Here is a 12032-nt window from a genome sequence, read left to right on the forward strand (position 1 = left end):
GCGTGCGCAGCGGGTGCGCCATTCGATGCGTTGCAAAAAGCCGTAGCATACCGTGCCGTCTCCGGCGCGAGCACATGGAAAGCCCTGATTTGATGCGGGTTTGCGTGGAGTAATTGCTCTAGCGGCAAAGGCTTGCCAGTGAGGGGGATTCCGCGCTAATCCCGCATGAATTGCCCGATGCGGCGAGAAAACTGGGGATATGACAAAAGAATTGCAAAAAACACTTGCGTGGTGAGTTGGTTTCTTACATAATTCTGTTCTCACAGCGCGGCTGTAGCTCAGTTGGATAGAGTACTTGGCTACGAACCAAGGGGTCGTGGGTTCGAATCCTGCCAGCCGCGCCATCTATTTCGAGGGTCTCCTCACGGGGAGACCCTTAGTTTTTCGGGAGAGTCCTTCCGTTGATGCACCGAGTGTCATGCACCGGTCAGTATCGATGAAAGGTAAGCCGACAGCAGCAGGATCGTCTGATCGGTATCTCGTGCAGTAAGTGCGGCTGTAGCTCAGTTGGATAGAGTACTTGGCTACGAACCAAGGGGTCGTGGGTTCGAATCCTGCCAGCCGCGCCAACTCAGTTGGCAAAAACGCTCCAGAGGCGAAAGCTTCTGGAGCGTTTTTCGTTTACGTTTCGTTTTCCACATCCACAGCGTGTGACGGCATCCTTCTCGCGAATGCCGTCACCGCAACGACGATCAACTCGTCGTCTGTCCCACCTGCCAACCCAGTCCCAGCGCTTTCTGCAACGTCACGAACGACTTGAGCAGTTGTGCGTCACCTGCAATTCGATCCTGCTCGGCAGAGAAGCGCGTGCGTTCGGCGTCGAGCCAGTCGAGCGTGCTTGCTGTGCCCGCACGATAACGCTGACGTGTGAGTGTTGCCGCGCGCGTGGCCGATGCTTCCACACTGCGCAAACGGTAGACGTTCTCACGCTGATGACCGTAGCGTGCGAGTGCGACGTCGGCGTCGCGCAGTGCCGTGAGCACCGCGCTTTCATACTTGGCCTGCGCCTGATCGCGCCCCGCCTTTGCGCCGTCCACACCTGCTTGCACGCGTCCGAAGTCGAGCACGTTCCATTGCAGGCGCGGCAGCGTCATCCAACTGAAGTTGTCCTTGCGCACGAGATGTCCCGGATCGAACGCGGAATACCCGAGTTCGCCCATGATCGAGAGCTTCGGAAACCAGTTGGCGGTCTGTACACCGATCTGCGCGTTCTGCGAGGCCAGACGTCGCTCGGCTGCACGAATGTCCGGACGCGCTTGCAACAACGCCGACGGATCGCCGATGGCCACCTTCGCGGGGACACTGGGCAACGCCTTGGGCGACTTGAGTGTGTCGTCCAGTGAGCCTGGTGCACGTCCCGTCAGAAGCGCCAGTTGATCGAGTGACTCGATGACGTCGGCTTCCAGCGGCAACACGCGCGATTGGGTCTGTTCCACCTGCGTGAAAAGTCGTTCGACGTCCAGCTCCGAGGCGACACCGCCCGCACGACGCTGACGCGTGAGTTCGAGCATCTCACCTTCGAGCTGGGCCGAGTCGCGCACCAGCGCAAGCCGGGCCTGCTGATCGCGCAGCGCGACGTAGTTCTGCGCAACTTCCGCCGCCAGTTGCACGTGCGCGTCGGCGAGGTCTTCCGACGCGGCGTCGGCATCGGCGCTTGCGGCTTCCACCGCACGACGCGTGCCGCCGAACAGATCGATTTCCCAACTGGCGTCGAAACCGGCGACGTAAAGGTCGAGTGGTCCGCGTCCGCTACCACCGCCGTTGCCGGTCAGCATGCCGAGATCGGGCGAGCGTGTGCGTAGCATGGCAGCATCGACGGTGGCCTTCGGCAGCAGGTCTGCCTGATGGCTGCGCAGACTGGCGCGCGACTGACGCACCTTGGCCTGCGCCGCGCGGATATCGGGGCTATGGGCGATGGCGTCGTCGATCAGCGCGGTGAGTTGCGGATCGTCGAGCGCTGTCCACCAGCGCGCTACACCGGGTGCGTGCGCTTCGACGCCTTCGCCCGCGTGAGCGAAGGTCGCACCGGTGCTCAGCGCGTCGCCAGCCACTTCGGGCGCACCGCGATAGTCGGGGCCGACGGTGCAGCCTGCGACGAGAAAGGTGGCCGCCACGGCCAGCGTTCTGAGATGAAAAGTCATGATCGTTCAATGCCCGCCGGAGCTGAAACCGGCCGGTTGCTTGAGCATCAGAGCGAGCGGCACGCACAGCAGCAGCGCGATCCCCAATGCGTAAAAGGTCTCGGAAAACGTGATGACGCTGGCTTGTCTGGCGATCTCGGCGGCAAGTTGCGCCGTCGCCTGCAATTGCGCGTGCACCATGTCGCCCGTCTGCGCAAAAAAGCCCGCCGCGTTGGCCGCGAGATGTTCCTGTCCCATCGGATTATTGGCGGTGAGCGACTCGCGCAGCACGGCGTCGTGATAGTCCGTGCGACGATCGATCAGCGTGCCCAGCAGCGCGAGGCCGACCGAGCCGCCGAGGTTGCGCGCCATGTTGTAGAGCCCTGCGGCGTCACCGGCGTCCTCTGCTGCCACTGCCGCCATCGATGCCTGATTGAGCGGCATCATCGCGAGCATCTGTCCGACGCCGCGTAGCAATTGCGACAACGTGAAATCGTGCCCTACGCTTTGCGCCGTCAGATCGATGTCGAGCATGCAGCTCGCGAAGAAGCAGAGCAGCCCGATGATCACCAGCAGACGGATGTCCACACGACTGATCAGGCGCGGCAAGAACGGCATCATCAAGAATGCAGGCAACCCGGAGAGCAGCATGATGTTGCCGGACTGCTGTGCGTTGTAGCCCGCAATCGTGGCGAGGAATTGCGGCAACAGATACGACACGCCATAAAGCCCCGCGCCAACGGTGAACACGATGTAGATCACGCTCGCGTAGTTCTTGTTGCGCAGCAGCGCGAGTTTGACGATGGGCTTCTCGGCGGTGAACTGCGCCACGAGCATCATGCCGATGCCGATGACTGAGAACACCGACAGCCAGATGATCATGTGCGAATCGAACCAGCGCTCGCGCTGTCCTTCTTCGAGCACGACGGTGAGCGTACTCAAGCCGATGGTCAGCCCCACGATACCCAGCCAGTCTGCCTTGAGGAAGGCCTGCAAGTTGGTCGGTTCGCGCTTGAGACCCAGCCCGAGCAACGTCACGATGGCAGCGGAGAGCGGCAGGTTCAGGAAGAAGCACCAACGCCAGTTCGCATTCTCGGTGAGCCAGCCGCCCACTACCGGACCGAGCAACGGGCCGAGCAACACGATCAGGCCGAACATCGCCATGCCCACCCCCATCTGATGCCGGGGCAGACGCGTGCGAATGATCATCTGCGCTGTCGGAATCATCGCGCCGCCTGCGAAGCCTTGGCCGATGCGGCCGACCACCATCTCGGTCAGGCTGCTCGACACACCGCACATCATCGAGAACAGCGTGAAGAAGACGGCATTTAGCATCAGAAAGCGACGCAATCCGAGCACGCGTGTGAGCCACGCGGCGAGCGGAATCATGACGATTTCGGACATCAGATAGCCCGTGGAAATCCACGTGCCCTCGGTGCCCGACGCCCCGATCTGCCCCTGAATCTGTGGCAGTGCCGAGTTGGTAATCGAAATGTCGAGCGTGGCGAGCAGTGCGCCGAGCGCCCCGGCGGCGACGGCGATCCAGTCCGACGCGTTCGCGTTGGCCGGTTTGGCTGCTGCGCTGGCGATGCCAGCGGCACCGGCGTTAGCCACGTTGGACTCCGTTGGCCGGCGCCGTGCTGGCGTTCGACGGCATGGTCATCGCGGGACCGACGCCCGAGCCGAGCGGTGCGCTGAGCGACACCTTCGTCGGCGTCGACGCGGTCTTTTGGGGCGTTGCGTGCGTGTCGACGTCTGCCGTGACCGACAGTCCCGGCAGTAGCACGGCGCGCAGCGATTCCGGCGCGTCGAGATGGATACGCACCGGCACGCGCTGCACGATCTTCGTGAAGTTACCCGTCGCGTTCTGGGCGGGCAGCAGCGCGAACTGCGAGCCGGTGCCCGGGGAGACGGAATCGACCACGCCGTGGATCGGCTCGCCAGGGAGCGCGTCGACGTGAATCGACACTGGCTGACCGGGGCGCATATGACCGACCTGCGTTTCCTTGAAGTTCGCCGTCAGATACACGTTCTGCACCGGCACCACCGTCAGCAGGCGGGTGCCGGGCTGCGCGAACTGACCCACGCGAACGGCACGGTCGCCGACGCGTCCGGCCAGCGTGCTCTTGACCACGGTGTCGGCGAGATCGAGCTCGGCCTTGCGCGCGCTGGCCTGCGCCACGGCCAGTTGAGCTTTGGCCTGAGCGAGCGCCGCGGTCAGCGTATCGGTCTGACGTTCGGTCGACTGAAGGCTGGCTTCGTTGCTCTTGAGCGAGGCGTCGGCACGGGTGCTGGTGTTGCGCAGCTCGGCCAGACGTTCGTCCGTCTCCGCACCGGTGGCCACGAGCGGGGCGTAGCGCTTGACCTGACCGGCAGAGTAAGCGGCGTTCGCCTTTGCGCTATCGAGTTCGGCGCGGGCTTGCGCAATGGTCGCAGCGTGTTGCGAAAGCTCGGCCTGCGCACGAGCGACGTCCGCCTCACGCGCCACGACGGTCGCCGTCGCCTCATCGTACGCGGCCTGATACTGACGCCCGTCCAGCCGCACCAGCGGTTGTCCGACCGTCACCGTTTCGTTGTCGCGCACCAACACTTCGGTGACGTAGCCGCCGACCTTCGGCGCGACGGTCATGCTGTCGGCTTGCAGATAGGCGTCGTCGGTGGATTCAATGAAGCGGCCAACCAGCCACCAGTGCGCCCCCCAGCCCAGACCCGCAATGACGCCCAGCGCAAGCGCGCCCAGCAGCAGTTTCTTGCGGCGCGGATTGGCCGGGGCCTTCGTCTGGCCGGGCTTTCCGGCGCTTTCCATCGCTTTGGCGGTGGGGGCGTCTGCCGGACGCTCCATCGTGTGGACCGGTTCCGACGGTTTGACCTGTGTTGCCGTATTCATGGGAAATTCCCCAAATTATTCCAATTGGCAGAATTATTCCAGTTGATCGATTTATGTCAAGTGTTATATTTTTGACGAAAGTTTTGGGAAGCAAGGAGAGTCATGACAGGGACATCACGTGCCGGGCGCGTTCGCATGCAGAGCACAGCCACGCGCCCGCGGCATGCGGTCGATACCGGCTATCAGCGCGGCGAGGAAACGCGTGCGCGCATCATCCTCGCGGCGATCAAGTGTTTCGGCGAGTTCGGTTTCGCCGGGGCGTCCACGCGCGACATCGCGAACGTGGCGGGCGTGAACGCGCCTGCGCTTCAGTACTACTTCGACAACAAGGAAGGGGTGTACAAGGCGTGCGTCGAGTACATCCTGGGGCTGGTGCTCGGGCAGATGGGTGAGGCCATCGAGTCGGCTGAGCGGGTGATGGCCGATCCCGACGCCACCGACAAGCAACTGATCGACGCCTTCTGCGAGTTACAGAATCGCAAAGCGGGCTTCATGGAAGAAGTGCCCGAGATCGAGGGCTGGAACATGTTCATGGCCCGCGAGCAGGCGGGGCTCGGGCCGGAGGCGGGATTCAAGGTGTTTCACGATCGCTTTTCACGCCGTCTGGCGTCGGTTGGCGCGAACATCGTGACGCGGCTCGCGGGCGTTGCGCCCGACGACGAGGCCATGCGGATACGCGCCGTGTGCATCAGCACGCTCGGGATGGCGTTTCGTGTGATGCGCCGTTCCGTCGACAGCTCGATGGGATGGGACTCGGAGCCGAATCCGGAGCGCAACCGGATGGTGCGCGAAGCCGTGCTGGAGCAGACGCGTTACTTGCTGGAGCGCACGGTGCGGCAGCGCAAGGCTGCCGCGAAGTCGTGATGGGCTGAGCGGCGCAACATGCGCCGATGCGTGTTGCAGTGCGTGAGTCGAAAAGGAGACGGGGCACCCATAGGTGCCCCGTCTCTTTTCATCTCTGCGTGCGGTGAACGCTTACGATTGCGTCGCCGTGCGCGCTTGCGGCTCGCCGTCGCGCTTGCGATACCAAAGGAAGTAGATCAGCAGCACGGCGGCCACGAACGGCACACCGAAGATCATCGTCATGCGGAACACGCCGGTCAGGAGCGTCGTGAGCATGATGGCGGCCATGAGTGCGGCCCCCAGCAGCGTGAGCCACGGAAAACCCCACATGCGAAACGCCAGCGGCGGGTGGTTCTCGCGTCGCCATGCGCGACGGAAGAAGAAGTGCGTGACGAAGATCATCATCCACGTGAGCATTGCGCCGAACATCGAGATCGCCATCATGAATGTGAACGACGACTCGGGGTACAGGAAGTTCACGAGCGTCGCCAGCGCAATGCCGACCGTCGAGAGCAGCAGGGCGGCCAGCGGCACGCCGCGCTTGTTCACTTCACCGAAGCGGGCAGGGGCGTAACCGGCGCGCGAGAGCGAGAACATCATGCGGGTCGTGATGTAGAGCTGGCTATTCATCGACGAGAGCGCTGCAATCAGCACCACGAAGTTGATCACGCCTGCGGCGCCCGGAATGTTGATGGCCTGCATCACCTTTACGAACGGACTTTCGTCTTGTCCGGCGGCGGTCCACGGCACGATGGCGAGCATCAGCGCGAGCGTGAGCAGATAGAACAGCACGAGGCGCACGACCGTCGAGCGGAAGGCGCGTGTCACGGCGCGTTCCGGGTTCTCGGCTTCACCGGCGGCCACGGCGATCATTTCGATGGACAGGTAGCTGAAGATCGAAATGATCACAGCCACCCACATGCCCCAGAGTCCCTTCGGGAAGAACCCGCCATGTGCGGTGTAGTTCGCGAATCCGGCGGGCGAATGCGCGCCGTCGGCCACGGAACCCGGTGCAATGAACACCACGTAAGCGCCGATCAGAATGAACACGACGATGGCCGTGATCTTGATGAGTGAGAAGCCGTATTCGATCGCGCCGAACAGATTCACCGACATGGCGTTCACAAGCACGAGCGCGGCGGAGAAACCGGCGACCCAATACCAGCCCGGTACCTGCGGGAACCAGTACTTCATGTAGACGGCGATGGCGCTGACCTCGGTGCCCACGGCCAGCACGATGCACGACCAGTACGCATAACGCACGAGAAAACCCGCCCACGGTCCGATGTAATGCTCCGCGTAAGCGCCGAACGAGCCCGACGTCGGATGCGCGACGGTCATCTCGGCAAGGCATCCCATGAGCATGAGCGCGATGAGCGCACCGATGGCATAGGAGATCAGCACACTCGGCCCGGCGAAGCCGATGGCGAAACCGCTGCCGAGAAAGAGTCCGGTGCCGATGGCGCCGCCAATGGCGATCATGGCCATCTGGCTGGCGGTGAGGGAGCGTCGCAAGCCTTGTTCGCGGCGCGTGATGTGCGAAAAATCGCGCTTGCCGGACGAGGGGGACGAAGACGAAGGGGGCTGGGGAGTACGCGTCATGACACACCTTTCACTACAAAAAGTTGAAGCGTGCTGCGGGGAGGAGGGAGGGCGCGAGCCCGTCCGAAACAGAACGACGCTCGCGCCTGCCGCTTAGAAGATGTGGCGGATACCCGTGCCTACACCGACTTGCGTCGAGTTACCCGGCAGTTCGACGCGCGCTGCGCCGCTGACCTTGTTGTAATCGACCGTGCCGTAGAGTTGCGTGCGCTTGGACAGCGCGTACTCGGCGAGCAGCACATACGTGTAGCGACGACCCGAACCGGCATCGCCCGCTTGTGCGTTGATGTTCTTGATGTCGTCGAAGTACGCCGCGCCAGTGATCGCGAGGTTCGGCATGGCCTGAATGGTCGTGCCGAGGTAGAACGTCGTGTCCTTGCGCGGGTTGTCGTTCAGGTTGCCCGTCGTGACCGTGTGCGCCGGATCGTTGAGCGTGCCGTCGAGCCAGCCGCTGCGATCGCGTCCGCCCATGTAGCCCACGAACACCTTGGCGATGGAGACGCTGTAAATACCGCCGAGGCCCCACATCTGCTGCACACGCTTGGCTGCGTCGCGCGCTTGCTGATACACACCGGCGACCTGGAACGGACCCATCGCATACGCGGCGCGTGCGCCCCAGTAGTTGCTGGCGGCCATCGTGCCCGCAGTGTTGCCGAAGCCGTAGGTTGCGCCGACCGACAGGCCGCTGAACGTACCGGCGTAGCTTACGGCGTTATCCACACGACCGCGCGTGATGTTGTACATCCACGAGTTGTTCGCGTAGTTGCCGATGGTGAGCGGGTCGAAGTCGCCGTAGACGTTGAACGCCTCGGTGGCCTGACGGCCGATCTTGATCGTGCCGTACTGGTTCTGCAGGCCGACAAACGCATAACGGTCGAACAGACGCGGACCGTTGGCGAGCGTGCCGTTTTGCGGATTGATACCCGATTCCAACTGGAAGATCGCCTTCATGCCGCCGCCGAGGTCTTCCGTGCCCTTGAAGCCGAAGCGGCTGTTGGTCACGGCACCGTTGGCGACTTGCCACAGGGCGTCGTTATTGGCGTTCGAGTTGGTCTGATAGCGCACGCTCTGGTCGACGATCCCGTACAGGGTGACGTTGCCCGAGCTTTGTGCTGCGGCGGTGGTGCTGAAGGCGAGGCCGCAAGCGGCCGAGAGGATGGCCAGACTGGCCGGAATTGCAGACTTCATGGGTCTCCTGGTGACGCCTTGTAGACGTTTTATGAATGCTCTTTAAAACGATCCGCCATTCCTTCCGATATAGGAGACAGCGGATTCTTCTCGGCACGACGACTGCAATATCTGAAAGCACCCGACCGGGAATGTCTCAAGCTCCCGGCGCGGGGCCGAGGGCTATCATATCAACGCAAAAATTGAATTTGCTTGCTATTTCTATCAAGCAACTGGCGGTAAATCGAAGGATCTGCCAGAATCCTGGGAAACTTGATGGATTCTGCCGATGAACCTCGACCTTGCCGATCTGCGCATCCTCCGCCATCTCGAACTCAATGGCCGTATATCCAACCAGGAGTTGGCGGACGCCGTCGGCCTGTCGCCGTCGGCATGCCTGCGCCGGGTGAAATTGCTGGAGGATCGGGGAGTGATTTCCGGATACCGCTGCATCGTGGACGCACAGCATATCGGGCTGGAGTTCGAAGCGCTAGTGCAAATCACGCTGCGTCCGGACGTCGATCAGTGGCACGAAAAGTTTCTTGCGGCCGTGCAGAACTGGCCCGAAGTGGTCACCGCGCGCATCGTCACCGGATCGGCGAATTACATCTTGACGGTAAGAGCGCGCAACCTCGCGCATTACTCCGACTTTATCGTCAATGAGCTGTACCGCGCACCGGCCGTTATGTCAATTCAATCGAACATTGTCCTAAAGACAATCAAGAACACACAGTCGCTTGTCGACCTCGTGAAGCAGAAATAAAAAATCTAGAACATATTAACTATTCTCAAAGTACGAGAGAGAATTCTTAAAAGAAGAGACGCAGCATGGCAGTGATCACCACCATCGAGGACTTGCGGGTTCTCGCGCAGCGGCGCGTACCGCGCATGTTTTACGAGTATGTCGATTCCGGCTCGTGGACCGAGTCCACGTATCGGGCCAACGCCGACGATTTCGGTGGCATCGGTTTCCGTCAGCGGGTGGCGGTCAATATCGAGCATCGCAGCACGGGCACGACGATGCTCGGCCAGCCGGTGGCCATGCCGGTCGCGCTGGCGCCCACGGGCATGACCGGCATGCAGCATGCCGACGGGGAGATTCTGGCGGCACGCGCGGCGGAAGCCTTCGGTGTGCCGTTCACGCTCTCGACCGTGTCGATCTGTTCCATCGAGGACGTGGCGGCGCACACGAAAGCGCCGTTCTGGTTTCAGCTGTATGTCATGCGCGATCGCGACTTCATCGAGCGTCTGATCGACCGGGCGAAAGCGGCCGGATGTTCGGCGTTGATGGTGACGATGGATCTGCAGATCAGCGGCCAGCGTCACAAGGACATCAAGAACGGGCTGTCGGCACCGCCGAAGCTCACGCTGCCGAACATCGCCAACATGATGACCAAGCCGCGCTGGTGCATGGGGATGTTGGGCACGCGTCGTCGCACGTTCGGCAACATCGTCGGGCATGCGAAGGGGGTGGACGACATCGGTTCGCTGGCCGCATGGTCGGCGGCGCAGTTCGATCCGTGTCTGTCGTGGGACGACGTCGAGTGGATCAAGAAGCGCTGGGGCGGCAAGCTGGTGCTCAAGGGCGTGCTCGATCCGGAGGATGCGCGCGCGGCACGCGACACCGGGGCGGACGCCATTGTGGTGAGCAATCACGGCGGACGGCAACTCGACGGTGCAATGTCGTCGATCCGTGCGTTGCCGGACATCGTCGCGGCGGTGGGCCGCGATACGGAAGTCTGGCTCGACGGCGGTATCCGTTCGGGGCAGGACGTGATCAAGGCGATGGCGCTGGGCGCGAAGGGCACGCTGATCGGGCGTCCGTTCCTGTACGGTCTGGGCGCGATGGGCGAGGCCGGTGTGCGCCGTGCGCTGGAGGTGATCGCGAAGGAGATGGACGTGACGATGGCGCTCACGGGTCGCACGACCGTCGACCGACTGGACCCGTCGATGCTGATCCCGGGCAGCTACCCCACGGGCATCGGTCCGTACCTGCCTGAGCCGGGCGGCCGCTAACACCGCCAACACTCGCGTCAATCGGAAAAGCCGCAGCTACCCGCTGCGGCTTTTTTCGTTTCCGTAGGGCCATTCCGATAAATCGACGACCCCGCACCTTGGCAGCCGACGGTCGGAGATGATGTCACCGGCCTGTCCCAGTGGGCAGGAGCGGCGCTCTACGGATTTACAACAAATGTGTTGCTGTTTTCACGATAAAAATTGCAACAAATCTGTTGTATTATTCAAATCCATCGCGGGTGACTTATGAAGTACAGCGAGTTCAGAAGGTGGCTCCGTCGGCAGGGGGCCACTTTCGAACAGCATCGAGCCGGTTCCAGCCATTTTCGCGTGACGCTCAATGGACGTTCCACGGTCTTTCCCGATCACGGAGCAAAGGAAATGGGGCGGGGTCTCGTGGAAGCCATCAAGAAGCAGTTGGGGCTGAAGTGAGTCCGGCAAACACCCTGAGGGCACAACATACATTCGAGGTGCACCATGTTGACCTATCCCATCACGCTTAAGCGAGATACCAATGGCACGTTGCTGGTGACGTTCCCTGACGTGCCTGAAGCGATTACGGTCGGCGAGAACGAAGCGGACGCGCGCGAACAAGCGCTCGAAGCGCTTGAAGCGGCGTTGGAGTTCTACTTCGCACAGAAGACGCCGATTCCTTGGCCGTCACGTCCGAAGCGGGGGCAGGCGACGATTACGCTGCCGATCATGGCGTCGATCAAAGTCCTGCTTGCCAACGAGATGATTGCCCAGAATGTGCGCAAGGCCGAGCTGGCCAGACGCATGCACGTGAACCAGGTGCAAGTGGATCGCCTGCTAAAGCTCGGATATGCATCGCGACTCGATGCCGTGGAGTCCGCGTTCGCGGTACTAGGAAAACGACTTGAGGTTCGGGCGGTCTGAGATCAGACACGCCCGACAGCCAGCATCAATGATGGTGTTTGCGATGACCGCGACGCTTGCCGCGATAGTGATCGTCGTCGTACGAGCTGGAGCGGGACATGTTGCCGCCGAGTGCCGCACCGGCACCGCCGCCGACAGCCGCGCCGATCAGGCCGCCCGAGCGTCCGCCCATGGCATTGCCTGCGGCCGTGCCTGCGCCGCCACCCAGGGCACCGCCGAGGATTGCGCCCGTGCGCTCACGACGGTTCGACGTGATTGCGCCGCCAGCGCCACCGCCGACCGCACCGCCCAGCACCGCACCGGTGCTACCCCCCAGCGCGCCGCCCACGGCCGCGCCTGCTACGCCGCCCAGCGCACCGCCGAGGGCATTGTTCATATCGCTGGCGCTTGCCGTCAGGGAAGTCGTTGCAGCCAGCGTGGCCATCGCCACAATCGGAAAAATTCGCTTGAACATGAGTCTTGATGAGAATTCGGATTAACGCGACGCAAGTATAAAGAGA

The 12032-nt window shown here is 62.4% G+C and carries 11 protein-coding genes and 2 tRNA genes; 7 read left to right on the plus strand and 6 right to left on the minus strand.

From position 1 onward, the window contains the following. Positions 1-267: 267 nt before the first annotated feature. Positions 268-344 (plus strand) — tRNA-Arg (locus ACIQWO_RS12555). A 148-nt stretch (positions 345-492) separates the two neighbouring features. Further along, positions 493-569: transfer RNA gene (locus tag ACIQWO_RS12560), tRNA-Arg, on the plus strand. Between the two features lie 123 nt (positions 570-692). On the opposite strand, the gene ACIQWO_RS12565 is transcribed toward ACIQWO_RS12560, so the two are convergent. Genes ACIQWO_RS12565 through ACIQWO_RS12575 form a run of 3 tightly spaced genes read right to left on the minus strand, consistent with a single transcriptional unit; the run spans position 693 to position 4962 of the window. Then, positions 693-2141 (minus strand): efflux transporter outer membrane subunit, encoded by a 1449-nt coding sequence (locus ACIQWO_RS12565; RefSeq protein WP_402824050.1) that lies wholly within the window; start codon positions 2139-2141, stop codon positions 693-695. A 6-nt stretch (positions 2142-2147) separates the two neighbouring features. Further along, the gene (locus tag ACIQWO_RS12570) at positions 2148-3734 is read right to left on the minus strand and encodes a DHA2 family efflux MFS transporter permease subunit (RefSeq protein ID WP_402824053.1); all 1587 of its coding nucleotides are present in this window, start codon (positions 3732-3734) and stop codon (positions 2148-2150) included. Continuing rightward, a complete protein-coding gene (locus ACIQWO_RS12575; RefSeq protein ID WP_402825328.1) occupies positions 3727-4962 on the minus strand; it encodes an HlyD family secretion protein in 1236 nt (411 codons plus the stop codon). Before ACIQWO_RS12575 ends, ACIQWO_RS12570 begins: the two co-directional genes overlap by 8 nt. Positions 4963-5109: 147 nt before the next feature. Between ACIQWO_RS12575 and ACIQWO_RS12580 the strand changes: the two genes are divergently transcribed. Continuing rightward, on the plus strand, positions 5110-5871 hold the full coding sequence (locus ACIQWO_RS12580; protein ID WP_402824056.1) for a CerR family C-terminal domain-containing protein: 762 nt from the start codon (positions 5110-5112) through the stop codon (positions 5869-5871). A gap of 111 nt (positions 5872-5982) precedes the next feature. On the opposite strand, the gene ACIQWO_RS12585 is transcribed toward ACIQWO_RS12580, so the two are convergent. Beyond that, positions 5983-7452 (minus strand): amino acid permease, encoded by a 1470-nt coding sequence (locus ACIQWO_RS12585; RefSeq protein ID WP_402824059.1) that lies wholly within the window; start codon positions 7450-7452, stop codon positions 5983-5985. A gap of 93 nt (positions 7453-7545) precedes the next feature. Next, positions 7546-8640, minus strand: coding sequence for a porin (locus tag ACIQWO_RS12590; protein WP_402824062.1), 1095 nt, complete (start codon positions 8638-8640; stop codon positions 7546-7548). A 268-nt stretch (positions 8641-8908) separates the two neighbouring features. On the opposite strand from ACIQWO_RS12590, the gene ACIQWO_RS12595 reads away from it, so the two are divergent. The 4 genes from ACIQWO_RS12595 (at position 8909) to ACIQWO_RS12610 (ending at position 11532) form a co-directional block, all read left to right on the plus strand. Next, positions 8909-9382 (plus strand): Lrp/AsnC family transcriptional regulator, encoded by a 474-nt coding sequence (locus ACIQWO_RS12595; RefSeq protein ID WP_039396747.1) that lies wholly within the window; start codon positions 8909-8911, stop codon positions 9380-9382. A 65-nt stretch (positions 9383-9447) separates the two neighbouring features. Continuing rightward, the gene (locus ACIQWO_RS12600; RefSeq protein WP_402824066.1) at positions 9448-10635 is read left to right on the plus strand and encodes an L-lactate dehydrogenase; all 1188 of its coding nucleotides are present in this window, start codon (positions 9448-9450) and stop codon (positions 10633-10635) included. A 246-nt stretch (positions 10636-10881) separates the two neighbouring features. Then, the gene (locus ACIQWO_RS12605; RefSeq protein WP_402824069.1) at positions 10882-11067 is read left to right on the plus strand and encodes a type II toxin-antitoxin system HicA family toxin; all 186 of its coding nucleotides are present in this window, start codon (positions 10882-10884) and stop codon (positions 11065-11067) included. A gap of 45 nt (positions 11068-11112) precedes the next feature. After that, positions 11113-11532 (plus strand): type II toxin-antitoxin system HicB family antitoxin, encoded by a 420-nt coding sequence (locus tag ACIQWO_RS12610; RefSeq protein ID WP_402824072.1) that lies wholly within the window; start codon positions 11113-11115, stop codon positions 11530-11532. A gap of 25 nt (positions 11533-11557) precedes the next feature. Here ACIQWO_RS12610 and ACIQWO_RS12615 read toward each other — a convergent pair whose 3' ends face one another. Then, complete coding sequence (locus ACIQWO_RS12615; protein WP_039396756.1) at positions 11558-11986, minus strand: hypothetical protein; 429 nt, start codon at positions 11984-11986, stop codon at positions 11558-11560. Positions 11987-12032 lie beyond the last annotated feature (46 nt).

Origin of the sequence: Pandoraea sp. NPDC090278, from assembly GCF_044772185.1 — a bacterium.
Taxonomy (GTDB): domain Bacteria; phylum Pseudomonadota; class Gammaproteobacteria; order Burkholderiales; family Burkholderiaceae; genus Pandoraea.